The 23,760-nt window shown below is 57.5% G+C and carries 23 protein-coding genes; 18 read left to right on the top strand and 5 right to left on the bottom strand.

Annotated features, from left to right (window positions below):
• Positions 1–33: 33 nt before the first annotated feature.
• Entirely contained in the window at positions 34–315 is a 282-nt protein-coding gene (locus tag BN3796_RS06720; RefSeq protein WP_061707614.1) for a DUF1145 family protein, read from the bottom strand.
• On the bottom strand, positions 299–901 hold the full coding sequence (gene rsmD, locus BN3796_RS06725) for a 16S rRNA (guanine(966)-N(2))-methyltransferase (RefSeq protein ID WP_061707615.1): 603 nt from the start codon (positions 899–901) through the stop codon (positions 299–301). The genes BN3796_RS06720 and rsmD overlap by 17 nt, the downstream gene beginning before the upstream one ends.
• Before the next feature lie 127 nt (positions 902–1,028).
• Between rsmD and ftsY the strand changes: the two genes are divergently transcribed.
• From ftsY to livJ, 6 genes are all read left to right on the top strand, one after another.
• On the top strand, positions 1,029–2,552 hold the full coding sequence (gene ftsY / locus BN3796_RS06730; RefSeq protein ID WP_061707616.1) for a signal recognition particle-docking protein FtsY: 1,524 nt from the start codon (positions 1,029–1,031) through the stop codon (positions 2,550–2,552).
• Positions 2,553–2,554: 2 nt separating this feature from the next.
• Positions 2,555–3,220 (top strand): cell division ATP-binding protein FtsE, encoded by a 666-nt coding sequence (ftsE, locus tag BN3796_RS06735; protein WP_061707617.1) that lies wholly within the window; start codon positions 2,555–2,557, stop codon positions 3,218–3,220.
• A complete protein-coding gene (gene ftsX, locus BN3796_RS06740) occupies positions 3,213–4,268 on the top strand; it encodes a permease-like cell division protein FtsX (protein WP_061707618.1) in 1,056 nt (351 codons plus the stop codon). Before ftsE ends, ftsX begins: the two co-directional genes overlap by 8 nt.
• Before the next feature lie 254 nt (positions 4,269–4,522).
• Complete coding sequence (gene rpoH, locus BN3796_RS06750; protein ID WP_061707620.1) at positions 4,523–5,380, top strand: RNA polymerase sigma factor RpoH; 858 nt, start codon at positions 4,523–4,525, stop codon at positions 5,378–5,380.
• A gap of 254 nt (positions 5,381–5,634) precedes the next feature.
• Positions 5,635–6,900, top strand: a complete 1,266-nt coding sequence (locus tag BN3796_RS06755) for a 4-aminobutyrate--2-oxoglutarate transaminase (protein ID WP_061708814.1) — start codon at positions 5,635–5,637, stop codon at positions 6,898–6,900.
• 197 nt (positions 6,901–7,097) lie between these two features.
• On the top strand, positions 7,098–8,195 hold the full coding sequence (gene livJ / locus BN3796_RS06760; protein WP_073885143.1) for a branched chain amino acid ABC transporter substrate-binding protein LivJ: 1,098 nt from the start codon (positions 7,098–7,100) through the stop codon (positions 8,193–8,195).
• 177 nt (positions 8,196–8,372) lie between these two features.
• On the opposite strand, the gene panM is transcribed toward livJ, so the two are convergent.
• The gene (panM, locus tag BN3796_RS06765; protein WP_061707621.1) at positions 8,373–8,756 is read right to left on the bottom strand and encodes an aspartate 1-decarboxylase autocleavage activator PanM; all 384 of its coding nucleotides are present in this window, start codon (positions 8,754–8,756) and stop codon (positions 8,373–8,375) included.
• Between the two features lie 423 nt (positions 8,757–9,179).
• Between panM and livK the strand changes: the two genes are divergently transcribed.
• The 10 genes from livK (at position 9,180) to ugpQ (ending at position 19,542) form a co-directional block, all read left to right on the top strand.
• Positions 9,180–10,289, top strand: coding sequence for a high-affinity branched-chain amino acid ABC transporter substrate-binding protein LivK (livK, locus tag BN3796_RS06780; RefSeq protein ID WP_061707624.1), 1,110 nt, complete (start codon positions 9,180–9,182; stop codon positions 10,287–10,289).
• Between the two features lie 47 nt (positions 10,290–10,336).
• A complete protein-coding gene (livH, locus tag BN3796_RS06785; protein ID WP_061707625.1) occupies positions 10,337–11,263 on the top strand; it encodes a high-affinity branched-chain amino acid ABC transporter permease LivH in 927 nt (308 codons plus the stop codon).
• Positions 11,260–12,537 carry a high-affinity branched-chain amino acid ABC transporter permease LivM gene (locus tag BN3796_RS06790; RefSeq protein ID WP_061707626.1) on the top strand — a complete coding sequence of 426 codons (1,278 nt, stop codon included), beginning with the start codon at positions 11,260–11,262 and terminating at the stop codon, positions 12,535–12,537. Before livH ends, BN3796_RS06790 begins: the two co-directional genes overlap by 4 nt.
• Positions 12,534–13,298, top strand: coding sequence for a high-affinity branched-chain amino acid ABC transporter ATP-binding protein LivG (gene livG / locus BN3796_RS06795; RefSeq protein WP_061707627.1), 765 nt, complete (start codon positions 12,534–12,536; stop codon positions 13,296–13,298). Before BN3796_RS06790 ends, livG begins: the two co-directional genes overlap by 4 nt.
• A gap of 1 nt (position 13,299) precedes the next feature.
• Positions 13,300–14,013: a high-affinity branched-chain amino acid ABC transporter ATP-binding protein LivF gene (gene livF / locus BN3796_RS06800; RefSeq protein WP_061707628.1), complete on the top strand. Its 714-nt coding sequence runs from the start codon at positions 13,300–13,302 to the stop codon at positions 14,011–14,013.
• Between the two features lie 321 nt (positions 14,014–14,334).
• Positions 14,335–15,651: a sn-glycerol-3-phosphate ABC transporter substrate-binding protein UgpB gene (gene ugpB / locus BN3796_RS06805; protein ID WP_061707629.1), complete on the top strand. Its 1,317-nt coding sequence runs from the start codon at positions 14,335–14,337 to the stop codon at positions 15,649–15,651.
• A 352-nt stretch (positions 15,652–16,003) separates the two neighbouring features.
• Complete coding sequence (ugpA, locus tag BN3796_RS06810; protein WP_061707630.1) at positions 16,004–16,891, top strand: sn-glycerol-3-phosphate ABC transporter permease UgpA; 888 nt, start codon at positions 16,004–16,006, stop codon at positions 16,889–16,891.
• A complete protein-coding gene (gene ugpE, locus BN3796_RS06815) occupies positions 16,888–17,733 on the top strand; it encodes a sn-glycerol-3-phosphate ABC transporter permease UgpE (RefSeq protein WP_061707631.1) in 846 nt (281 codons plus the stop codon). The genes ugpA and ugpE overlap by 4 nt, the downstream gene beginning before the upstream one ends.
• 1 nt (position 17,734) lies before the next feature.
• Positions 17,735–18,805 carry a sn-glycerol-3-phosphate import ATP-binding protein UgpC gene (locus tag BN3796_RS06820; RefSeq protein WP_061707632.1) on the top strand — a complete coding sequence of 357 codons (1,071 nt, stop codon included), beginning with the start codon at positions 17,735–17,737 and terminating at the stop codon, positions 18,803–18,805.
• On the top strand, positions 18,802–19,542 hold the full coding sequence (gene ugpQ / locus BN3796_RS06825; protein WP_061707633.1) for a glycerophosphodiester phosphodiesterase: 741 nt from the start codon (positions 18,802–18,804) through the stop codon (positions 19,540–19,542). Before BN3796_RS06820 ends, ugpQ begins: the two co-directional genes overlap by 4 nt.
• Here the strand turns inward: ugpQ and BN3796_RS06830 are convergent.
• Positions 19,532–19,903 carry a DUF2756 family protein gene (locus BN3796_RS06830; RefSeq protein ID WP_061707634.1) on the bottom strand — a complete coding sequence of 124 codons (372 nt, stop codon included), beginning with the start codon at positions 19,901–19,903 and terminating at the stop codon, positions 19,532–19,534. The two genes, ugpQ and BN3796_RS06830, sit on opposite strands and share 11 nt — an antisense overlap.
• Before the next feature lie 120 nt (positions 19,904–20,023).
• On the opposite strand from BN3796_RS06830, the gene ggt reads away from it, so the two are divergent.
• Positions 20,024–21,766, top strand: coding sequence for a gamma-glutamyltransferase (gene ggt / locus BN3796_RS06835; RefSeq protein WP_073885144.1), 1,743 nt, complete (start codon positions 20,024–20,026; stop codon positions 21,764–21,766).
• Positions 21,767–21,889: 123 nt separating this feature from the next.
• Here ggt and yhhY read toward each other — a convergent pair whose 3' ends face one another.
• On the bottom strand, positions 21,890–22,378 hold the full coding sequence (gene yhhY / locus BN3796_RS06840; protein ID WP_061707636.1) for an N-acetyltransferase: 489 nt from the start codon (positions 22,376–22,378) through the stop codon (positions 21,890–21,892).
• A gap of 298 nt (positions 22,379–22,676) precedes the next feature.
• Between yhhY and BN3796_RS06845 the strand changes: the two genes are divergently transcribed.
• A complete protein-coding gene (locus tag BN3796_RS06845; protein WP_061707637.1) occupies positions 22,677–23,714 on the top strand; it encodes an oxidoreductase in 1,038 nt (345 codons plus the stop codon).
• Positions 23,715–23,760: the final 46 nt, after the last annotated feature.

Here is a 23,760-nt window from a genome sequence, read left to right on the forward strand (position 1 = left end):
GAGAGGGTTAGGGTGAGGGCATCAGGCCGCACCTTACTTCTTCACCTGCGCCTTAAACTTCTTCATCCACACCAGCAGTTCGAATACGCCAAAAAGGAAAACGCGCAGCTGCTGCCAGCCGGTCATCGGCGGGCTCCCCTTCGGCAGGCTGTTTTTCAGCATCACCATCTGCAACGCGTGCATAAAGGCGGTGAAAATCAGCGCGACGTTGATAAAGATATTCAGCGGGCGCGGGAACGGGTGCACCAGATTCAGGATTAAAAAAGCCCAGACAAACAGCATCAACAGGCGACCAGCATTAATCAATATCGGCATCGGACTCTCCTTGTGCTTTACGATGATACAGACGATAGGCAACCTGTCCGGCAACTTTTTCCCGGTGCAGATCCCAGTGAACCGGTACCGGCGGCAGGCCATTTTCGACCTCGCTTTCCACGTAGATTAGCGCATCGTTCGCCAGCCAGCCGTTCTTTTCCAGCAGGGCGAGCGTCTCTTCCAGCAGCCCTTTACGAAACGGCGGATCGACAAAGACCACGTTATGCGGCGTTCCCGGCTGCGCAAGCCAGGAGAGCGTGTTGGCGTTCACCACGCGGCCATTTTTGGCCTTCAGCGTCGCCAGATTCTGGGTGAGCTGCTGCGCCACGCCGCGCTCCATCTCCAGCAGGGTGGCGCTGGCGGCATAGCGCGACAGCGCTTCCAGCCCCAGCGCGCCGCTACCGGCGAAGCAGTCCAGGCAGACGGCGTCTACCATTGAGGGAGCGAGCCAGTTAAACAGCGTCTCCCGGACGCGGTCGGTGGTGGGGCGAAGGCCAGGACTATCCGGGACCGGTAATTTTCGGCCCCGCCACTGGCCGCCAATAATGCGGATTTGCCCGGCGGAGACGCGGGTGGGTTTCTTCATTTCAGGAAAGCTCTGTTAACAATAGGCCTGCGATTGCGGGCGGTGATGTCAATTAAGTAAAGTGTTAGACTATTTCATCATTTTTTTAGCTTCCATGTATATAGCGCCGCGAGGAGTGTAGTCGCAGATGGCAAAAGAGAAAAAACGTGGCTTCTTTTCCTGGCTGGGATTCGGCAATAAAGAGCAGGAACAAGAACAGAAGAACGAAGAACAGCAGGCGATTGTAGAGCAGGCGGAGCCTGAAGCGCCCGCTGAAACACCTGCGCCTACGCGTAGCGAGCAAGAGAGCGAAGCCTTTGCTGAAGAGGTGGTTGAGGTCACTGAACAGATTCAGGAGATCGAAAAGCCGCAGCACGTTGAGCCTGAGCCAGAAAAAGAGCCAGAACCGGAGCCAGTGACGGAGCCGGAAAAAGAAGCTGAACCCGAGCCGGAACCGGAGAAAGAACCCGAACCGATCGTGGCGCCGCAGGTGGCCATTGAGCATGAAGAGCTGCCGTTACCCGAAGAGGTAAAAGCCGAAGCGGTGTCGCCGGAAGAGTGGCAGGCGGAAGCGGAAACCGTGGAGATCGTGGCGGCGGCGCAAGAGGCAGAGACGGCCGGGATCACCGACGAAGAACTGGAAGCGCAGGCGCTGGCCGCTGAGGCTGCCGAAGAGGCGGCGATGGTGGTGCCGGTGGCTGAAGCGGGTGAGCCGGTAGAAGAGCTGGCTCAGGAGCAGGAAAAACCGACCAAAGAGGGCTTTTTCGCCCGCCTGAAGCGCAGCCTGCTCAAGACCAAAGAGAACCTCGGTTCCGGATTCATCAGCCTGTTCCGCGGTAAGAAGATCGATGACGACCTCTTCGAGGAGCTGGAAGAACAGCTGCTTATCGCGGACGTGGGCGTGGAGACCACGCGTAAAATCATCGCCAACCTGACTGAAGGGGCGAGCCGCAAACAGCTGCGCGACGCGGAAGCGCTCTACGGCCTGCTGAAAGAAGAGATGGGTGAAATCCTCGCAAAAGTGGATGAACCGCTTAATATTGAAGGCAAAACGCCTTTTGTTATCCTGATGGTCGGCGTTAACGGCGTGGGTAAAACCACCACCATCGGCAAGCTGGCGCGTCAGTTTGAGCAGCAGGGCAAATCGGTCATGCTGGCCGCGGGGGATACCTTCCGCGCCGCAGCGGTGGAGCAGCTCCAGGTGTGGGGCCAGCGCAATAACATTCCGGTTATCGCCCAGCATACCGGCGCAGACTCCGCCTCCGTCATTTTTGATGCGATCCAGGCGGCTAAGGCGCGCAATATCGACGTGCTGATTGCCGATACCGCAGGGCGTTTGCAGAACAAATCGCACCTGATGGAAGAGCTGAAGAAAATCGTTCGCGTGATGAAGAAACTGGATGTAGAGGCGCCGCACGAGGTGATGCTGACCATCGACGCCAGCACCGGGCAGAACGCTGTCAGCCAGGCGAAGCTGTTCCACGAAGCGGTTGGGCTGACCGGGATTACGCTTACCAAGCTTGACGGTACTGCCAAAGGTGGGGTGATCTTCTCCGTGGCGGACCAGTTCGGCATCCCAATCCGCTATATCGGCGTGGGCGAACGTATCGAGGATTTGCGTCCGTTTAAATCGGACGACTTTATTGAGGCACTTTTTGCCCGAGAGGATTAACAATGATTCGCTTTGAACACGTCAGCAAGGCCTATCTCGGTGGGAGACAAGCGCTGCAGGGGGTGACATTCCATCTGCGGCCAGGCGAGATGGCTTTTCTGACCGGCCACTCCGGCGCGGGGAAAAGTACCCTGCTCAAGCTTATCTGTGGGATCGAGCGGCCCAGCGCCGGGAAAATCTTTTTCAGCGGCCACGACATTACCCGCCTGAAAAACCGCGAGGTGCCGTTTCTGCGTCGCCAGATCGGTATGATTTTTCAGGATCACCACCTGCTGATGGATCGGACCGTCTACGACAACGTCGCGATCCCGCTGATCATCGCGGGTGCCAGCGGAGACGATATCCGCCGCCGCGTCTCGGCGGCGCTGGACAAGGTCGGGCTGCTGGACAAAGCGAGAAACTTTCCGATTCAGCTCTCTGGCGGTGAACAGCAGCGCGTGGGTATCGCCCGCGCGGTGGTGAACAAGCCCGCGGTGCTGCTGGCGGATGAACCGACCGGTAACCTGGACGAAGCCCTCTCCGAGGGGATTTTACGTCTGTTTGAGGAGTTTAACCGCGTGGGGGTGACGGTACTGATGGCGACGCACGATATGGGGCTTATCTCCCGCCGTTCGTACCGCATGCTGACGCTGAGCGACGGTCATTTGCACGGAGGCCTCGGTGAATAAGCGTGACGCAGTAAACCAGATTCGGCAGTTTGGCAGCAAACTTGACCGTTTCCGCAAGCCGCAGGGCGGCGGAGACGGTAACCGCAACGCGCCCCGACGCGCAAAACCGGCGCCGAAGCCAAACTCCCGTAAAACCAACGTCTTTAACGAGCAGGTGCGCTATGCGTTCCACGGCGCGTTGCAGGATCTCAAAAGCAAACCGCTGGCGACCTTCCTGACGGTGATGGTCATCGCCATCTCCCTGACGCTGCCGAGCGTCTGCTATATGGTCTACAAAAACGTCAGCCAGGCGGCGACGCAGTACTATCCCTCTCCACAGATCACCGTCTATCTGGACAAGGCGCTGGATGATGACGCCGCGGCGCAGGTGGTGGGACAAATTCAGGCAGAGCAGGGGGTGGAGAAGGTTAACTATCTGTCGCGTGAAGAGGCGCTGGGCGAGTTTCGTAACTGGTCCGGCTTTGGCGGCGCGCTGGATATGCTGGAAGAGAACCCCCTGCCCGCCGTGGCGGTGGTGATCCCGAAGCTCGATTTCCAGAGCACCGACTCGCTGAACACCCTGCGCGATCGCATCACCCGCATTAACGGCATTGACGAAGTGCGAATGGATGACAGCTGGTTCGCCCGTCTGGCGGCGCTGACCGGGCTGGTGGGTCGCGTGGCGGCAATGATTGGCGTGCTGATGGTGGCCGCAGTCTTCCTCGTCATCGGTAACAGCGTGCGTCTGAGTATCTTTGCCCGCCGTGACAGCATTAACGTGCAGAAGCTGATCGGTGCCACCGACGGCTTTATCCTGCGTCCGTTCCTGTATGGCGGCGCGTTATTAGGTTTTTCTGGTGCATTTCTTTCATTGATTTTGTCAGAAATCCTGGTGATGCGGCTCTCCTCTGCCGTGACCGACGTGGCGCAGGTGTTCGGCACGAAGTTTGATATCAACGGCTTATCGTTTGATGAGTGCCTGTTGCTGCTGCTGGTCTGTTCCATGATCGGCTGGATCGCGGCATGGCTGGCCACGGTGCAACATTTACGTCACTTTACTCCCGAATAGTAAAAGCGTGGTATAATCTTTCCCTGCATCGGGTTCATCGCTCTGCAGGGAAAGCGTCTTTTTCCGCCCCTCCTGCAGTATCATCTCCATGTCACATTTTGTGCGTAATCTATTCACACTCGCGCATGGAACTTGTGGATAAAATCACTGTCTGATAAAAGAGTGGATGCTATTCTCGCTGCTCAAAATGCTTTGGCACGGTTATTGCCTGATGGGATAACCCCGGCCAAACGAGACCAAATTGAGAGGAATGAATGACCAAAGAAATGCAAACTTTAGCTTTAGCCCCTGTTGGTAACCTGGAATCTTATATCCGGGCCGCTAACACCTGGCCGATGTTAACGGCTGAGGAAGAAAAGGAGCTTGCTGAAAAGCTGCATTACCAGGGCGATCTGGAAGCAGCTAAGAAGCTGATCCTGTCTCACCTGCGCTTTGTTGTTCACATTGCTCGTAACTATGCGGGCTATGGCCTGCCGCAGGCGGACCTGATCCAGGAAGGCAACATCGGCCTGATGAAGGCGGTGCGTCGCTTTAACCCGGAAGTGGGCGTGCGACTGGTCTCCTTCGCCGTACACTGGATCAAGGCAGAAATTCACGAATATGTGCTGCGTAACTGGCGTATCGTGAAGGTCGCCACCACCAAAGCACAGCGCAAACTGTTCTTTAACCTGCGTAAAACCAAGCAGCGTCTGGGCTGGTTTAATCAGGATGAAGTGGAAATGGTCGCGCGCGAGCTGGGCGTCTCCAGCAAAGATGTGCGTGAGATGGAATCCCGTATGGCCGCGCAGGACATGACCTTTGATATGTCCTCCGACGACGATGCGCAGGATGGCCAGCCGATGGCACCGGTACTCTATCTGCAGGATAAGACCTCCAACTTTGCTGACGGCATTGAAGAGGACAACTGGGAAGATCAGGCGGCCAACAAGCTCTCCCATGCGATGGAAGGGCTGGACGAGCGTAGCCAGGCCATTATCCGCGCCCGCTGGCTGGACGAAGATAACAAGTCCACCCTGCAGGAACTGGCCGACCGCTATGGCGTCTCCGCTGAACGCGTGCGTCAGCTTGAAAAGAACGCCATGAAGAAACTCCGCGCCGCTATCGAAGCGTAATCTTCGCGATGCACCTGATAACCCCTGGATGAGAGTCCGGGGGTTTTGTTTTTTATACCCACCGACAAAACTACAGCCTGCCTTTGTAGGCCGGATAAGGCGCAGCCGCCATCCGGCAAAAATACCCACACAAAAGCCCGATGGCGCTTCGCTTATCGGACCTGCAAAACAGCTTTTTTCAACGCCCGCTCTGGCTAATTTTTATCCTCTGGCAAACACTTACCGATGGGTTGTGCGCATCTTTGGGGGATAAAGTGAATAATAACGAACTGAACGAACGGCGTTTACAGGCGACGCCGCGCGGCATCGGCGTGTTGTGCGGTTTCTACGCCGATAAAGCGGAAAATGCCACGCTGTGGGATGTAGAAGGCAACGAGGTGATCGACTTCGCGGCGGGCATCGCGGTGCTTAATACCGGCCACCGGCATCCGAAAGTCGTCGCCGCGATTGAAAAACAGCTCCACGCCTTTACCCATACGGCGTACCAGATTGTCCCTTACGAGGGCTACGTGGCGCTTGCCGAGCGGATTAACGCCCGCGTGCCGATTCAGGGGCCAGCGAAAACCGCCTTCTTCTCCACCGGGGCGGAAGCGGTAGAAAACGCGGTAAAAATCGCGCGGGCCTGTACCCGCCGTCCGGGGCTGATTACCTTCAGCGGCGCCTTTCATGGGCGTACCTTTATGACCATGGCGCTCACCGGCAAGGTGGCACCCTATAAGCTTGGCTTTGGCCCGTTTCCCGGCTCGGTCTATCACGCACTTTATCCCAGTCCGCTGCACGGGGTAACGACTGCCGAAGCGCTGAAAAGCCTGGAGCGTATCTTTAAGGCGGATATTGCGCCCGACCAGGTCGCCGCGATTATCATCGAGCCGGTACAGGGGGAAGGGGGTTTTAACGTCGCTCCTGCTGACTTTATGCAGGCGCTGCGCGCCATCTGTGACACCCATAATATTCTGCTGATTGCCGACGAAGTGCAGACCGGTTTTGCCCGTACCGGTAAACTCTTTTCGATGGAGCATCACAGCGTGCAGCCCGACATGATTACCATGGCGAAAAGTCTGGCGGGCGGTATGCCGCTCTCGGCCGTCGCGGGTCGCGCGGAGGTGATGGATGCGCCCGCTCCGGGTGGCCTGGGGGGCACCTATGCGGGTAACCCGCTGGCAATTGCGGCGGCCCACGCGGTGCTCGACGTGATCGATGAAGAAGAGCTTTGCGCCCGCGCCGTGCGGCTTGGCCAGCAGCTGGTGACGCTGCTCAACGCCGCCCGGGCCGATTGCCCCTTTATTGCCGACATCCGCGCCCAGGGCTCGATGGTGGCGGTGGAGTTTATCGATCCGCACACCGGCGAGCCGTCACCGGAATTTACCCGTCAGGTGCAGGAAAAGGCCTTGCAGGCGGGCCTGCTGCTGCTGAGCTGCGGGGTCTACGGCAACGTCATTCGCTTTCTCTATCCTCTCACCATTCCTGATGCGCAGTTCCGTAAAGCGCTGGATCTTCTCTCTGCGGCGCTGACACGTTAAAGCCAAAAGCCCGGCGCAACAGGCGTCCGGGCTTAGCATATATTCATTTCAAATTACCTATTCCAAAATCATAAAAATGGGGTATGTTTTAGCAGAGTGTGCTGAAAAAGCGCGGTCGGCACGCCTATAACTGAAATAAAGCGCTACACAACGACATCACAACAATCGTAATAACCATAATAATGGGGAATCTCAGGATGAATATGAAGGGTAAAGCGTTACTGGCAGGATGTATCGCGCTGGCATTTGGTACCGCTCAGGCTGATATCAAAGTGGCTGTGGTGGGCGCGATGTCCGGTCCGGTAGCCCAGTACGGCGATCAGGAGTTTACTGGTGCAGAGCAGGCGGTCGCTGACATTAATGCGAAGGGCGGTATCAAAGGCGAAAAACTGCAGATCGTAAAATATGATGACGCCTGCGACCCGAAACAAGCGGTAGCCGTAGCAAACAAAGTGGTTAACGACGGCATCAAATATGTGATTGGCCACCTCTGCTCCTCTTCCACGCAGCCAGCGTCTGATATCTACGAAGACGAAGGCATCCTGATGATTACTCCGGCAGCCACCGCGCCAGAGCTGACCGCGCGCGGCTATAAGCTGATCCTGCGCACCACCGGTCTGGACTCCGATCAGGGCCCAACCGCCGCGAAATACATTGTGGAAAAAGTGAAGCCGCAGCGCATCGCGATTGTTCACGACAAACAGCAGTACGGCGAAGGTCTGGCGCGTGCGGTACAGGATAACCTGAAGAAAGCGAATGCCAACGTGGTCTTCTTTGACGGGATTACCGCCGGTGAAAAAGACTTCTCCACGCTGGTGGCGCGTCTGAAGAAAGAGAATATCGATTTCGTTTACTACGGCGGCTATCACCCGGAGATGGGGCAGATCCTGCGCCAGGCGCGTGCGGCGGGCCTGAAGACTCAGTTCATGGGGCCAGAAGGCGTGGCGAACGTTTCTCTGTCTAACATCGCGGGTGAATCAGCTGAAGGGCTGCTGGTCACCAAGCCGAAAAACTACGATCAGGTTCCGGCGAACAAACCGGTGGTGGATGCCATTAAGGCGAAGAAACAGGATCCGAGCGGCGCATTCGTCTGGACCACCTACGCGGCGTTGCAGTCCCTGCAGGCGGGCCTGAACCAGTCAGCCGATCCGGCTGAGATTGCCACCTGGCTGAAAGCAAACTCCGTGGAAACCGTCATGGGGCCGCTCTCCTGGGATGAGAAGGGCGATCTGAAGGGCTTCGAATTTGGCGTGTTTGACTGGCATGCTAATGGCACGGCGACCGACGCTAAATAATTTTCCCGTCGCCTTTCGCGCCGCAGGTGCGTTGGCTGCGTTATTCAACCCCGGTCACTTACTTATGTAAGCTCCCGGGGATTTCATAACTTGCCGCCTTCCTGCAACGCGAAATGCTTGGGAAAATGCGGCAGATAATGTAGGCCGGGTAAGGCGTAGCCGCCACCCGGCTTTCTTTTAACGCTTCACCCACCCGTTCTCCTGGGCAGTAAATCCCAGCGCCTGCATAAACGCCGCCATCACGCCGCGGTCTTCCACGCCCACATCCGCCATCCACCAGCTGGTCACGCTCGGGTTTTCGCGGATCGTCTCTTCAATCAGATACTGCCCCACACCGCGGCGACGGGTAACTTCGCGCACGCGCAGGGAATCCAGCGCCCCTTCCGTACCGCTGAGCGTCACGCGTACGGCGGCCAGCAGACGCTCGTTGAAGCGCGCGGCATAAATACGGTGGTTGTCGTCAACGGTTAACGATGAGGGGGAATATTCCGGCCAGATCTTGTCCAGATCAATACGATCCTGATCGCTGAAGGTCGTCAGCCGGATGATGGTCAGTTTCATTCGCTGTTTGTCCAAAACATTAAGAGTAAAGGCAGTGTACTCAATTTACTCTGCTGGCGGCCTACTCTTTTTGTATCCATTTACCAGGTGATTAATTTTTTGTCGCCGCGCCAGGCAGTCTGAAACTGCATGGATTGAAAAATAAACAGTGTTTTAACCTAAAATGCGGCGTTTTATCTGGCGCTTTGTACCATTATTTTATGCTGTCAGCTGCGCTTTTTTTTGTTTATCTCTGTACTGTTTCAGAATATTATCTTTTCTTAATAGCCTGAAAAATAGATATTTTAGTCTGGTTTTTGCCAAAAAACTGCGCTAAATCATTAAAGGCACTGGTAAAAATAGCGTTGTTCAATAAAAGTACAGAATGCTTTTTAACCATAAAAAAACAACATTTCTACAGCACAACACGAACGGGGTTTAGCAATGAAAAGGAACGCGAAGAGGGTTATCGCGGGATTGGTTGCACTGACGTTATCGCAGGCAGCCATGGCGGAAGAGATCAAAGTGGCCGTTGTTGGGGCAATGTCCGGTCCGGTGGCGCAGTGGGGCGACATGGAGTTCAACGGCGCGCGCCAGGCGATCCACGACATTAATGCCAAAGGCGGCATCAAGGGCGATAAGCTGGTGGGCGTGGAGTATGACGACGCCTGCGATCCGAAGCAGGCCGTGGCGGTCGCCAACAAAATTGTTAACGACGGCATCCAGTATGTCATTGGTCATCTCTGCTCCTCCTCCACTCAGCCCGCTTCTGACATCTATGAAGATGAAGGCATCCTGATGATAAGCCCGGGGGCGACCAACCCGGAACTGACGCAGCGCGGCTATCAGCACATCATGCGTACCGCCGGGCTCGACTCCTCTCAGGGGCCGACTGCCGCAAAATACATTCTCGAAAAGGTAAAGCCGCAGCGCATCGCCATCATCCACGACAAGCAGCAATACGGTGAAGGGCTGGCCCGCTCGGTGCAGGATGGCTTGAAAAAAGGTAATGCCAACATCGTCTTCTTTGACGGTATCACCGCCGGCGAGAAAGACTTCTCCGCGCTGATTGCCCGTCTGCAAAAAGAGAATATCGACTTCGTCTACTACGGCGGCTATTACCCGGAGATGGGCCAGATGCTGCGCCAGGCGCGCTCGGTCGGCCTGAAAACCCAGTTTATGGGGCCAGAAGGGGTCGGTAACGCCTCGCTCTCCAACATCGCGGGCGATGCTGCGGAAGGCATGCTGGTAACTATGCCGAAACGCTATGACAAGGATCCGGCGAACAAGCCTGTCGTCGATGCGCTTAACGCGCAGAAGAAAGATCCGAGCGGTCCTTACGTCTGGATCACCTATGCCGCCGTGCAGTCCCTGGCGACCGCCATGGAGCGTACCGGCAGCAAAGAGCCGCTGGATCTGGTGAAAGATTTAAAAGCGCACGGGGCTAACACCGTGATTGGGCCGCTGAACTGGGATGAAAAAGGCGATCTGAAGGGATTTGAATTTGGTGTCTTTACGTGGCACGCCGATGGGTCGTCCACGGTAGCCAAATAATCATCCCGCCGCCGGGCGCGCCCGGCGGATGCCAGAAAGGTTATCTTATGTCCGAGCAGTTTCTCTATTTTTTGCAGCAGATGTTTAACGGCGTCACGCTGGGAAGCACCTACGCGCTCATCGCCATCGGCTACACGATGGTCTACGGCATTATCGGCATGATTAACTTCGCCCACGGCGAGGTTTACATGATCGGCAGCTACGTCTCCTTTATGATCATCGCCGCGCTGATGATGATGGGCATCGACAGCAGCTGGCTGCTGGTGGCCGCCGGGTTTGTCGGCGCGATTGTGATTGCCAGCGCCTACGGCTGGAGTATCGAGCGCGTCGCCTACCGACCGGTGCGCAACTCCAAGCGCCTGATTGCGCTTATCTCCGCCATCGGCATGTCCATCTTCCTGCAAAACTACGTCAGCCTGACGGAAGGCTCGCGTGACGTGGCGCTGCCGAGCCTGTTTAACGGGCAGTGGATTGTCGGGGCCAGCGAAAACTTCTCTGCCTCTATTACCACCATGCAGCTGGTTATCTGGATCGTCACGTTCATCGCCATGCTGGCGTTGACGCTGTTTATCCGTTACTCCCGCATGGGACGCGCCTGCCGCGCCTGCGCAGAAGATCTGAAGATGGCGAGCCTGCTCGGAATTAACACCGACCGCGTGATTGCCTTAACCTTCGTGATCGGCGCTGCGATGGCGGCCGTTGCAGGCGTTCTGCTCGGCCAGTTCTACGGCGTAATTAACCCGTATATTGGCTTTATGGCCGGGATGAAAGCCTTTACCGCAGCGGTGCTGGGCGGTATCGGCAGTATTCCTGGCGCGATGATCGGCGGCCTGATTCTGGGGGTGGCGGAGTCGCTCTCCTCGGCCTATCTGAGCACCGAATATAAAGATGTGGTGTCGTTTGCGCTGCTGATTCTGGTTCTGCTGGTGATGCCGACCGGTATTCTGGGCCGCCCGGAGGTAGAGAAAGTATGAAACCGATGCATGCTGCAATGGCGCTGCTCTCTGCCGTCATGTTCTTTATCCTCGCAAGCGTCTTTATGGGCGTTCAGTTAGGGCTGGACGGTACAAAGCTGGTGGTGGATACCGCCGCCGATATCCGCTGGCAGTGGGTCTTTATTGGCACCGCGGTGGTCTTTTTATTCCAGCTGCTGCGCCCGGTGTTCCAGAAGTCGCTGAAAAATGTCTCTGGCCCGAAGTTTGTGCTGCCGGCGATTGATGGCTCTACCGTGAAGCAAAAGCTGTTTCTGGTGGCGCTGCTGGTGATTGCCGTGGCGTGGCCCTTTATGGTCTCGCGCGGTACGGTGGATATCGCCACCCTGACCATGATCTACGTGATTCTGGGGCTCGGTCTGAACGTGGTGGTAGGGTTGTCGGGGCTGCTGGTGCTGGGCTACGGCGGTTTCTATGCCATCGGCGCTTACACTTTCGCGCTGCTCAACCACTATTACGGTCTCGGCTTCTGGACCTGCCTGCCGCTGGCGGGGCTGGTCTCCGCCGCCGCGGGTTTCCTGCTCGGCTTCCCGGTATTGCGCCTGCGGGGTGACTATCTGGCGATTGTCACCTTAGGCTTTGGCGAAATTGTTCGTATCCTGCTGCTCAACAACACCGAAGTGACCGGTGGCCCGAACGGTATCAGCCAGATCCCGAAACCGACCTTCTTCGGCCTGGAGTTCAGCCGTACCGCCCGCGAAGGGGGCTGGGATACCTTCAGCAACTTCTTTGGCATCAAATATGACCCGTCCGACCGCGTGATCTGGCTCTATCTGGTGGCGCTGCTGCTGGTGGTGATTACCCTGTTCGTGATCAACCGTCTGCTGCGCATGCCGCTGGGCCGCGCGTGGGAAGCGCTGCGTGAAGATGAGATCGCCTGTCGCTCCCTGGGGCTGAACCCAACCCGCATCAAGCTGACCGCTTTTACCATCAGCGCCGCGTTTGCCGGTTTTGCCGGTACGCTCTTTGCCGCGCGTCAGGGATTTGTTAGCCCGGAGTCTTTCACCTTTGCCGAATCGGCCTTTGTGCTGGCGATTGTGGTGCTTGGCGGGATGGGCTCGCAGTTCGCCGTTATCCTCGCGGCTGTCCTACTGGTGGTCTCCCGCGAACTGATGCGCGACTTTAACGAATACAGCATGTTAATGCTGGGCGGCCTGATGGTGCTGATGATGATCTGGCGTCCGCAGGGTCTGCTGCCGATGACCCGTCCTCAGCTGAAGCTGAAACGCACTCAGGTGAAAGGAGAGCAGGCATGAAGCCCTTATTATCCGTAAATGGCCTGATGATGCGCTTTGGCGGCCTGCTGGCGGTCAATAACGTTTCGCTGGATCTGCATGAAAAAGAGATTGTCTCCCTGATTGGCCCGAACGGCGCGGGGAAAACCACGGTCTTTAACTGCCTGACCGGTTTCTACAAGCCGACCGGCGGCACTATCATGCTGCGCGACCAGCATCTGGAAGGGCTGCCGGGCCAGCAGATTGCCCGTATGGGCGTCGTGCGTACTTTCCAGCACGTGCGTCTGTTTCGCGAAATGACGGTGATTGAAAACCTGCTGGTGGCGCAACATCAGCAGCTTAAAACCGGCCTCTTCTCCGGTCTGCTGAAAACGCCGGCGTTTCGCCGCGCCCAGAGCGAGGCGCTGGACCGCGCCGCCGTCTGGCTCGAACGCATCGGCCTGCTTCAGCATGCCAACCGTCAGGCGAGCAACCTGGCCTACGGCGACCAGCGTCGTCTGGAGATTGTGCGCTGCATGGTGACGCAGCCGGAGATCCTGATGCTTGATGAACCGGCGGCGGGGCTGAACCCGAAAGAGACCAAGGAGCTGGACGAGCTGATCGTCGAGCTGCGCAACCATCACAACACCACCATCCTGCTGATTGAACACGATATGAAGCTGGTGATGGGGATTTCCGATCGGATCTACGTGGTGAACCAGGGGACGCCGCTGGCAAACGGCACGCCGGAAGAGATCCGCAATAACCCGGACGTGATCCGCGCCTATCTGGGTGAGGCATAAGATGGAAAAAGCGATGTTAACGTTTGAGAAGGTCAATGCCCACTACGGCAAAATTCAGGCGCTGCACGAGGTCAGCCTGCACATCAACCAGGGGGAAATCGTCACCCTGATCGGGGCGAACGGCGCGGGTAAAACCACGCTGCTCGGCACCCTGTGCGGCGACCCGCGCGCCTCCAGCGGGCGGATTGTCTTTGATGGCAAAGAGATTACCGACTGGCAGACTGCGAAAATCATGCGCGAAGCGGTGGCGATTGTGCCGGAAGGGCGTCGCGTCTTTTCCCGCATGACGGTGGAAGAGAACCTGGCGATGGGCGGTTTTTTTGCCGATCGTGACCAGTATCAGAGCCGCATCAAATGGGTCTATGAGCTCTTTCCACGCCTGTGGGAGCGCCGCATCCAGCGCGCCGGCACCATGTCCGGCGGGGAGCAGCAGATGCTGGCGATTGGCCGCGCGCTGATGAGCCAGCCCAGATTGCTGCTGCTGGACGAGCCGTCGCTGGGGCTGGCGCCCATCATCATCCAGCAGATTTTCGACACCATCGAGCAGCTGCGCAAAGAGGGAATGACCATCTTCCTGGTGGAGCAGAACGCCAACCAGGCGCTGAAGCTCGCCGACCGCGGCTACGTGCTGGAAAATGGCCGCGTGGTGCTCGAGGATACCGGCGCGCGGCTTCTGGCGAACGAAGCGGTACGGAGCGCGTACCTGGGCGGCTAAGCCCTCTCTATCGCCCGGTGGCGTTACGCTTACCGGGCCTACGGGAACGACCAGGCCGGGTAAGGCAAATGCGCCACCCGGCTTTTTTAACGCCATATCCGGCGGTGACGCTTCTTATTCGGCATTCTCTCCTCGGATATACGTGTCGCAGCTCCCACTTTCCCTTCTCCGAACCGTCACCGCCTTGCCATCCCTTTGTCGCGTTACTATCTTTTTTTTGTAATAAAAAAGTTATTTTTCTGTAATTCGAGCATGTCATGTTACCCCCGCGAGCATAAAACGCGTGATATCGCGCATCCGGCACAAAAAGAGAGATAACCGATGATATCGTTACGACATACAGTTTCAGGACTGGCGCTGAGCCTGGCATTTGCCTCTCAGGCAATGGCTGTCACCACTATTCCATTCTGGCATTCCATGGAAGGCGAATTGGGTAAAGAAGTTGACTCCCTGGCGCAACGTTTTAACCAGGCGCATCCCGATTACAAAATTGTGCCGGTTTATAAGGGTAACTATGAACAGAGTCTGAGCGCGGGGATCGCCGCGTTCCGCACCGGCAACGCGCCGGCCATTCTTCAGGTCTATGAAGTGGGCACCGCCACCATGATGGCCTCCAAAGCGATCAAGCCGGTCTACGAGGTGTTCAAGGACGCAGGCATTAACTTTGATGAATCGCAATTTGTACCGACCGTCGCCGGATATTACACCGACGCAAAATCGGGCCACCTGCTCTCTCAGCCTTTTAACAGCTCCACGCCGGTACTTTATTACAACAAAGATGCTTTCAAAAAAGCGGGCTTAGACCCGGAGCAACCGCCGAAAACCTGGCAGGATCTGGCGGCTTATACCGCTAAGCTGAAAGCGGCAGGGATGAAGTGCGGCTACGCCAGCGGCTGGCAGGGCTGGATCCAGATTGAAAACTTCAGCGCCTGGCACGGTCTGCCTGTCGCGACTAAAAATAACGGTTTCGACGGCACCGACGCCGTGCTGGAGTTCAACAAGCCGGAACAGGTGAAACATATCGCGCTGCTGGCCGATCTGAACAAGAAGGGCGATTTCAGCTACTTCGGGCGTAAAGACGAGTCCACCGAGAAGTTCTACAACGGCGACTGCGCCATTACTACCGCGTCCTCCGGCTCGCTGGCGGATATCCGGCACTACGCCAAATTTAACTATGGCGTGGGGATGATGCCTTACGACGCTGACGTAAAAGGCGCGCCGCAAAATGCCATCATCGGCGGGGCGAGCCTGTGGGTGATGCAGGGTAAAGATAAAGAGACTTACAAAGGAGTGGCCGAGTTCCTCGACTTCCTGGCGAAGCCGGAAAACGCCGCGGAGTGGCATCAGAAAACCGGCTATCTGCCGATTACCAGCGCCGCTTACGACCTGACCCGCGAGCAGGGTTTCTATGAGAAGAACCCGGGAGCGGATACCGCGACGCGTCAGATGCTGAACAAGCCGCCGCTGCCGTTCACCAAAGGGCTGCGCCTGGGCAATATGCCGCAGATCCGCACTATCGTGGATGAGGAGCTGGAGAGCGTCTGGACCGGGAAGAAGACCCCGCAGCAGGCGCTGGACTCCGCGGTAGAACGCGGCAACCAGCTGTTGCGCCGCTTTGAGAAGTCGACAAAGTCTTAAGCAAATGACCCCTCACCCTAACCCTCTCCCCAAAGGGGAGAGGGGACTGTACGGAGCTGCCTTTCTCCCTCGCCCCTTTGGGGAGAGGGGAATGCACGGAGCCGTCTTTTCTCTCTCGCCCCAAAGGGGAGAGGGGACTGTACGGAGCTGTCTTTCTCTCTCGCCCCTTTGGGGAGAGGGGATTGCACGGAGCCGTCTTTTCTCTCTCGCCCCAAAGGGGAGAGGGGACTGTACGGAGCTGTCTTTCTCCCTCGCCCCTTTGGGGAGAGGGGATTGCACGGAGCCGTCTTTTCTCCCTCGCCCCTTTGGGGAGAGGGCCGGGGTGAGGGGTGAAAACCTACAGAGCTAACCTATGTCATCATCCCGTCCGGTGTTCCGTTCACGCTGGCTACCTTATTTACTGGTTGCCCCGCAGCTTGTGATCACCGTTATCTTTTTTATCTGGCCTGCCGGCCAGGCACTCTGGTACTCGGTACAAAGCGTCGATCCGTTTGGCTTCTCCAGCGAGTTTGTCGGGCTGGATAACTTTACGGCGCTGTTTCACGACAGCTATTACCTGGATTCCTTCTGGACGACGATCAGGTTCAGCGCCATGGTCACCGTAAGTGGCCTCATCGTCTCGCTTTTTTTCGCCGCGCTGGTGGACTACGTGGTGCGCGGCAGCCGTCTCTACCAGACGCTGATGCTGCTCCCCTACGCCGTGGCGCCTGCCGTCGCTGCCGTACTGTGGATTTTCCTCTTTAACCCCGGCCGCGGGCTGATCACCCATTTTCTGGCGGAGATGGGCTACGACTGGAACCACGCCCAGAACAGCGGTCAGGCGATGTTCCTGGTGGTGTTCGCCTCGGTGTGGAAGCAGATCAGCTATAACTTCCTCTTTTTCTTCGCCGCGCTCCAGTCCATTCCGCGCTCGCTGGTGGAAGCCGCGGCGATTGACGGTGCAGGCCCGATCCGCCGCTTCTTTAAGCTTTCGCTGCCGCTTATTGCCCCGGTGAGCTTTTTCCTGCTGGTGGTTAACCTGGTCTACGCCTTCTTCGACACTTTCCCGGTGATCGACGCCGCCACCGCAGGCGGCCCGGTGCAGGCCACCACCACGCTTATCTACAAAATTTACCGCGAAGGCTTTGCCGGGCTCGATCTCTCCGCCTCTGCCGCGCAGTCGGTGGTGCTGATGTTCCTCGTCATTATCCTGACCGTGGTGCAGTTCCGCTACGTTGAAAGCAAGGTGCGCTACCAATGATTGAAAACCGTCGCGGGCTGACGATTTTCAGCCATACCATGTTGATTCTGGGGATCGCCGTTATTCTTTTTCCCCTCTACGTGGCCTTCGTCGCCGCAACGCTCGATACCCGAGCGGTCTTTGAGACGCCGATGACGCTGATCCCGGGCGGCCATCTGCTTGAGAACCTGAAGACCATCTGGACCCAGGGAGTAGGGGTTAACAGCGCCCCGTTCTGGCTGATGATGCTCAACAGTTTCATCATGGCCCTGAGCATTACGGTGGGTAAAATCACCGTCTCGATGCTCTCCGCTTTTGCCATCGTCTGGTTCCGCTTTCCCCTGCGTAACCTTTTCTTCTGGATGATCTTTATCACCCTGATGCTGCCGGTGGAGGTGCGTATCTTCCCCACGGTAGAGGTGATCGCCAACCTGAAGATGCTCGACAGTTATGCGGGCCTGACCCTGCCGCTGATGGCCTCGGCTACCGCCACCTTCCTCTTCCGCCAGTTCTTTATGACCCTGCCGGATGAGCTGGTGGAGGCGGCGCGCATCGACGGCGCGTCACCGATGCGCTTTTTCCGCGATATCGTGCTGCCGCTGTCGAAAACCAACCTCGCGGCGCTGTTTGTTATCACCTTTATCTACGGCTGGAACCAGTATCTGTGGCCGCTGCTGATTATTCAGGATGTGGATCTCGGCACCGCCGTGGCAGGCATCAAAGGCATGATCGCCACCGGCGAAGGCACCACCCTCTGGAACCAGGTGATGGCGGCGATGCTGCTCACCCTTATCCCACCCGTAGTCATTGTTTTAGCCATGCAGCGTGCGTTTGTCCGCGGCCTGGTCGATAGCGAGAAATAAGATGGCAGGTTTAAAATTACAGGCAGTAACTAAAAGCTGGGATGGCAAAATCCCGGTCATTCAGCCGTTAACGCTGGACGTGGCGGACGGGGAATTTATCGTTATGGTCGGCCCGTCGGGCTGTGGTAAATCGACGCTGCTGCGGATGGTGGCGGGGCTGGAGCGCGTTACCTCCGGCGATATCTGGATCGATCGCCAGCGCGTTACCGAGATGGAGCCGAAAGATCGCGGTATCGCGATGGTATTCCAGAACTACGCCCTCTATCCGCACATGAGCGTAGAGGAGAACATGGCCTGGGGGCTGAAAATCCGCGGTATGAGCAAGGAGCACATTACCGAGCGGGTGAAAGAGGCGGCACGCATACTGGAGCTGGACGGCCTGCTGAAGCGCCGCCCGCGGGAGCTTTCCGGCGGCCAGCGCCAGCGCGTGGCGATGGGGCGCGCCATCGTGCGCGATCCGGCGGTGTTTCTGTTCGATGAGCCGCTCTCCAACCTCGACGCCAAGCTGCGCGTGCAGATGCGCCTGGAGTTACAGCAGCTGCATCGCCGCCTGAAAACCACCTCGCTCTATGTTACCCACGATCAGGTAGAGGCGATGACCCTCGCCCAGCGGGTGATGGTGATGAATAAAGGGGTTGCCGAGCAGATCGGCACCCCGGTAGAGGTCTATGAAAAGCCCGCCAGCCGCTTTGTGGCGAGTTTTATCGGCAGTCCGGCGATGAACCTGCTGGAAGGGCGCATCAGCAGCGCGGGCAGCCATTTTGAACTGAAGAACGGCATGGCGCTGCCGGTCGGTTCCGCTTACCGCGGCCACGCCGGGCGTAAAATGACGCTCGGTATCCGCCCGGAACATATTGCGTTAAGCTCACAGGCCGACGGCGGCGTACCGCTGGGGCTGGAGACGCTGGAGATGCTGGGCGCCGACAATCTGGCCCACGGACGCTGGGGCGAACAGAAGCTGGTGGTGCGTCTTGCCCATCAGGAACGCCCCCAGGCGGGCAGCACGCTGTGGCTGCATCTGCCGGAACATCAGCTGCATCTCTTTGATGGTGAAACAGGACAACGCGTATGACTAACTGGCCCTATCCTCGCATTGTCGCCCACCGTGGTGGCGGCAGGCTGGCACCCGAAAACACGCTGGCGGCGATTGACGTCGGCGCGCGCTACGGCCACTCGATGATCGAGTTTGACGTCAAACTCTCCCGGGATGGCGAGATCTTTTTGCTGCACGACGACAACCTGGAGCGCACCAGCAACGGCTGGGGCGTGGCGGGCGAGCTTCCCTGGAGCGACCTGCTGAAGGTGGATGCCGGAAGCTGGTACAGCGGCGAATTTAAAGGCGAGCAACTGCCGCTGCTGTCGCAGGTTGCCGGGCGCTGTCGCACGCTCAACATGATGGCGAATATCGAAATCAAACCGACCACCGGCACCGGGCGGCTGACCGGTAAAGCGGTCGCGCTGGCGGCCCGCGAATTATGGCAGGGAATGACCCCGCCGCTGCTCTCCTCGTTTGAGATCGACGCCCTGGAAGCGGCGCAAGCGGCCGCACCGGAGCTGCCGCGAGGCTTATTGCTGGATGAATGGCGTGACGACTGGCAGGCGTTAACCACCCGGCTGGAGTGCGTCTCTCTTCATCTCAACCATAAGCTGCTGGACGAGGCGCGGGTAAAGCGGATAAAAGAGGCGGGGCTGCATATCCTGGTTTATACCGTCAACAAACCCCAGCGGGCGGCAGAGCTGCTGCGCTGGGGCGTGGACGCTATCTGCACCGATGCGATCGATCTTATCGGCCCGGACTTTAGCGATTAAGCATATCGCCATTTGAGCGCGGCGCCAGCATATGCTGGTCGCCGCTCTGCGGGCTGGATGAGCCGCTCAGCATACCCGGACTGGTGTTTGGCAGCATCTGCTGGCCCGGCTGGGTCTGCTGAATACGCTGGGTATTGTTATTCATCTGCGTCTGCAGATTTTGATGCTGTATGCGCGTCTGAGTCTGCAGCTGCTGGTTTAACATCCCTTTCTGCTGCTCCTGCCGGTTCATCATCTCGGTCTGCATCCGCTGCTGGCTGGGGATGACATAACCCTGCTGGTTCGGGTTATTCATCGTGTTCAGGGGCTGCGCGAGCGCGGCAAAGGGGAGCAGCGCCGTAAGGATCAGTAGTCGTTTCATGCTTTTCTCCTCCTGTCAGGCCTTTTATAAGTTTACTCCGAATCGGCCGCCACGATGCTTTTTTAAGAGTTGTGAACCAGGCTTAAGCGGGAGCCTACGTCCCTTCACCTGGAGAACACAATAATGAAACCCATTTTTCGTTGGGTGGCGATCGCTGCCCTGATGGCAGGGAGTACGTTTAGCGTGGCGGCCAACCCTCCCGCCGCGCCGCCGGTCTCTTACGGCGTGGAAGAGGATGTTTTTCATCCCGTGCGGGCGACGCATGGCATGGTGGCCTCGGTGGATGCGCTGGCCACTCAGGTTGGCGTCGATATTCTCAAGCAGGGCGGTAACGCGGTGGATGCGGCGGTGGCGGTGGGATACGCGCTGGCGGTGACCCATCCGCAGGCGGGTAATCTGGGAGGCGGCGGCTTTATGCTGCTGCGCACCAAAGAGGGCAAAACCACCGCCATCGACTTTCGTGAAATGGCTCCCGCTCAGGCCTCGCGGGATATGTTTCTTGACGAACAGGGCAATCCTGACAGCAAAAAATCGCTGACCTCCCACCTGGCGAGCGGCACGCCGGGTACGGTGGCGGGCCTGTCGCTGGCGCTGGATAAATATGGCACCTTCTCCCTCAATAAGGTGGTGCAGCCGGCTATCAGGCTGGCGCGTGATGGCTTCGTGGTTAACGACGCGCTGGCGGACGATCTTAAAACCTACGGCAGTGAGGTCATTCCAAATCATGAAAACAGCAAGGCGATCTTCTGGAAGGATGGCGAGCCGCTGAAGAAGGGCGAAAGGCTGGTGCAGCCAGCGCTGGCGAAAAGCCTGGAGCTGATTGCTGAAAACGGCCCGGATGCCTTCTATAAGGGAGCGATCGCCGATCAGATCGCCGATGAGATGCAAAAGCACGGCGGGCTGATCACCAAAGCGGATCTGGCGGAGTACAAAGCGGTGGAGCGGGAGCCGATTAGCGGAGATTACCGCGGCTATCAGATCTTCTCTATGCCGCCGCCCTCCTCAGGCGGGATCCACATCGTGCAGATCCTCAACATCCTGGAAAATTTCGATATGCATAAGTTTGGCTTCGGTAGCGCCGACGGTATGCAGGTGATGGCGGAGGCGGAAAAGTATGCCTATGCCGATCGCTCCGAATATCTGGGTGATCCCGACTTTGTGAAGGTGCCGTGGCAGGCGCTGACCAACAAAGCGTACGCCAAATCTATCGCGCAGCAGATCGATATCAATAAAGCCCGGCCATCGAGTGAAATCCGCCCCGGCAAGCTGGCCCCCTATGAGAGCAACCAGACCACCCATTTCTCGGTGGTGGATAAAGAGGGTAACGCGGTGGCGGTGACCTATACGCTCAACACCACCTTCGGCACCGGGATTGTGGCGGGCAATAGCGGCATTCTGCTGAATAACGAGATGGATGACTTCTCCGCCAAACCGGGCGTACCGAACGTTTACGGGCTGGTAGGCGGCGACGCCAACGCCGTCGGGCCGAAGAAGCGCCCGCTGTCGTCCATGTCGCCCACCATCGTGGTGAAAGAGGGCAAAACCTGGCTGGTGACCGGCAGCCCTGGCGGGAGCCGCATCATCACCACTGTGCTGCAGATGGTGGTCAACAGCATCGATTACGGGATGAACGTGGCCGAAGCGACCAACGCCCCGCGCTTCCATCATCAGTGGCTGCCGGACGAGCTGCGCGTGGAGAAGGGGTTTAGTCCCGATACGCTGAAGCTGCTGGAGCAGCGCGGGCAGAAGATCGCGGTGAAAGAGGCGATGGGTAGCACCCAGAGCATTATGGTTGGGCCGGATGGCGCGCTATTTGGCGCGTCGGATCCGCGTTCGGTGGATGATTTAACGGCAGGGTATTGAACATACCCCTCACCCTAACCCTCTCCCCACAGGGGAGAGGGGACCGTTCGGTGCCAATTTCCGGGAGAGGGCTTCTTTTCCCCCTCTCCCCTTTGGGGAGAGGGCCGGGGTGAGGGGGCTGTGTCACTTCATACGCGCCATAAAATACGCATCCACATACTCGCCGTTGCGCAGGGCGAACCGTCTGCCGGTGCCTTCGATCTCAAAGCCGAAACGCTGATAAAGCGCCACCGCCGGGGCGTTATCAGTAAAGACCGTCAGTTCGATACGTTCAATCCGCAACCAGTTGTCGCACAGGTTGATCATCTCCCGCATCAGCGCGCCGCCGACGCCGCGCCCCTGCACGTGAGCGGCGACGCCGATGCCGAAGGTGGCGACATGGCTGCGGCGCGGATTTTCCATCACATCCAGCGCCATATGTCCCACAACCTCCTCCTCCAGACAGGCCACCAGATGCCGTCTGCCGGGCCTATCGGCGACCCGCTGTCGCCACATCTCCATTGACGGATGAGGAATTTGTAGCGTGTCGTGATACACCCCCGGATGCGACATCATGGCGCGTAACGCTTCGGCATCGTTCGGTTCGATATGGCGTATCACTATCTCACTCATTCCTTCGTCCTCATCGGTTAATGTCCTTCTAACATCAGAGAGAGCGGAAAAAGCGTCAACTGCTATTTTTTGCAAAAAGTATTGGACAAGTGCGAATGAGAATGATTATTATTGCTTTGCATTCAGGGGAACCGCTACGGGAACCTGAAAGCACGACATTGCTCACATTGCTTCCAGTATTATCTTAGCCAGCTTATCGCTGGCTTTTTTTTTGCCATTTTTCAGGACAGTGCGCCGATGCGCGAGCTGTGGGATTGCGCTATGGTAAGTCTCAGCTACTTTCCAAAAGGACTGAGACATGACACTACACTGCGCATTTATTGGATTTGGCAAAAGCACCACGCGCTACCATCTTCCTTATGTACTGAACCGCAAAGAGAGCTGGCATGTGGCACATATCTACCGCCGCAGCGCGAAGCCAGAGGAGCAATCTCCGCAGTACGCCCACATTCATTTCACCAGCGATCTGGATGAGGTCTTAAACGACCCGCAGGTTAAACTGGTGATCGTTTGTACCCATGCCGACAGCCACTTTGAGTATGCGAAGCGCGCCCTGGAAGCGGGCAAGAACGTGCTGGTGGAAAAACCGTTCACCCCGACGATGGCCGAGGCGAAAGAACTCTTTACGCTGGCAAAAAGCAAAGGGCTGACCGTAACGCCGTACCAGAATCGTCGCTTTGACGCCTGCTTCCTGACAACGAAAAAGGTGATAGAGAGCGGCAAGCTGGGCGAAATTGTCGAAATCGAAAGCCACTTTGATTACTACCGTCCGGTAGCCGAAACCAAACCCGGTCTGCCGCAGGACGGCATGTTTTACGGCCTTGGCGTGCATACCATGGACCAGATTATCTCCCTGTTTGGCCGCCCGGATCATGCTGCCTACGATATCCGCAGCCTGCGAAACAAAGCCAACCCGGACGACACCTTCGAGGCGCAGCTCTTTTATGGCGACCTGAAGGCCATCGTCAAAACCAGCCACTATGTGAAAATCGACTATCCGAAGTTTATTGTGCATGGCAAAAAAGGCTCCTTTATCCGCTACGGCATCGATCAGCAGGAGACCAGCCTGAAGGCCAATATCATGCCGGGTGAGCCCGGTTTTGCGGCGGATGAGTCGGTGGGGCATCTGGAGTATGTGAACGACGAAGGGGTTACCGTCAGAGAGACGATCGCCTCGGAAAAAGGGGACTATGGCCGCGTCTATGATGCCCTTTATGAGACAATTCAGAACGGGGCGCCGAATTACGTCAAGGAATCTGAGGTTATGACCAACCTGGAGCTGCTGGAGCGCGGCTTCGAGCAGGCCTCTCCATCAACGATAACCCTCTCTCGATAAGCCTTTCTGACTCTTCTGTACTTATTCAAAAATTTTGTACAGAGGA

The organism is Pseudenterobacter timonensis, from assembly GCF_900021175.1.
Taxonomy (GTDB): Bacteria; Pseudomonadota; Gammaproteobacteria; order Enterobacterales; family Enterobacteriaceae; genus Enterobacter; species Enterobacter timonensis.

What these genes read in the sequence shown, in the direction of transcription:
- BN3796_RS06830 (WP_061707634.1), bottom strand. Translation starts at nt 19,903, where the DNA reads ATGAAACGACTACTGATCCTTACGGCGCTGCTCCCCTTTGCCGCGCTC.
- livH (WP_061707625.1), top strand. Translation starts at nt 10,337, where the DNA reads ATGTCCGAGCAGTTTCTCTATTTTTTGCAGCAGATGTTTAACGGCGTC.
- livF (WP_061707628.1), top strand. Translation starts at nt 13,300, where the DNA reads ATGGAAAAAGCGATGTTAACGTTTGAGAAGGTCAATGCCCACTACGGC.
- yhhY (WP_061707636.1), bottom strand. Translation starts at nt 22,378, where the DNA reads ATGAGTGAGATAGTGATACGCCATATCGAACCGAACGATGCCGAAGCG.
- panM (WP_061707621.1), bottom strand. Translation starts at nt 8,756, where the DNA reads ATGAAACTGACCATCATCCGGCTGACGACCTTCAGCGATCAGGATCGT.
- ugpA (WP_061707630.1), top strand. Translation starts at nt 16,004, where the DNA reads ATGTCATCATCCCGTCCGGTGTTCCGTTCACGCTGGCTACCTTATTTA.
- livK (WP_061707624.1), top strand. Translation starts at nt 9,180, where the DNA reads ATGAAAAGGAACGCGAAGAGGGTTATCGCGGGATTGGTTGCACTGACG.
- ugpE (WP_061707631.1), top strand. Translation starts at nt 16,888, where the DNA reads ATGATTGAAAACCGTCGCGGGCTGACGATTTTCAGCCATACCATGTTG.
- BN3796_RS06820 (WP_061707632.1), top strand. Translation starts at nt 17,735, where the DNA reads ATGGCAGGTTTAAAATTACAGGCAGTAACTAAAAGCTGGGATGGCAAA.
- ftsY (WP_061707616.1), top strand. Translation starts at nt 1,029, where the DNA reads ATGGCAAAAGAGAAAAAACGTGGCTTCTTTTCCTGGCTGGGATTCGGC.
- livJ (WP_073885143.1), top strand. Translation starts at nt 7,098, where the DNA reads ATGAATATGAAGGGTAAAGCGTTACTGGCAGGATGTATCGCGCTGGCA.
- BN3796_RS06790 (WP_061707626.1), top strand. Translation starts at nt 11,260, where the DNA reads ATGAAACCGATGCATGCTGCAATGGCGCTGCTCTCTGCCGTCATGTTC.
- ugpQ (WP_061707633.1), top strand. Translation starts at nt 18,802, where the DNA reads ATGACTAACTGGCCCTATCCTCGCATTGTCGCCCACCGTGGTGGCGGC.
- ugpB (WP_061707629.1), top strand. Translation starts at nt 14,335, where the DNA reads ATGATATCGTTACGACATACAGTTTCAGGACTGGCGCTGAGCCTGGCA.
- BN3796_RS06845 (WP_061707637.1), top strand. Translation starts at nt 22,677, where the DNA reads ATGACACTACACTGCGCATTTATTGGATTTGGCAAAAGCACCACGCGC.
- ftsE (WP_061707617.1), top strand. Translation starts at nt 2,555, where the DNA reads ATGATTCGCTTTGAACACGTCAGCAAGGCCTATCTCGGTGGGAGACAA.
- BN3796_RS06720 (WP_061707614.1), bottom strand. Translation starts at nt 315, where the DNA reads ATGCCGATATTGATTAATGCTGGTCGCCTGTTGATGCTGTTTGTCTGG.
- livG (WP_061707627.1), top strand. Translation starts at nt 12,534, where the DNA reads ATGAAGCCCTTATTATCCGTAAATGGCCTGATGATGCGCTTTGGCGGC.
- rpoH (WP_061707620.1), top strand. Translation starts at nt 4,523, where the DNA reads ATGACCAAAGAAATGCAAACTTTAGCTTTAGCCCCTGTTGGTAACCTG.
- rsmD (WP_061707615.1), bottom strand. Translation starts at nt 901, where the DNA reads ATGAAGAAACCCACCCGCGTCTCCGCCGGGCAAATCCGCATTATTGGC.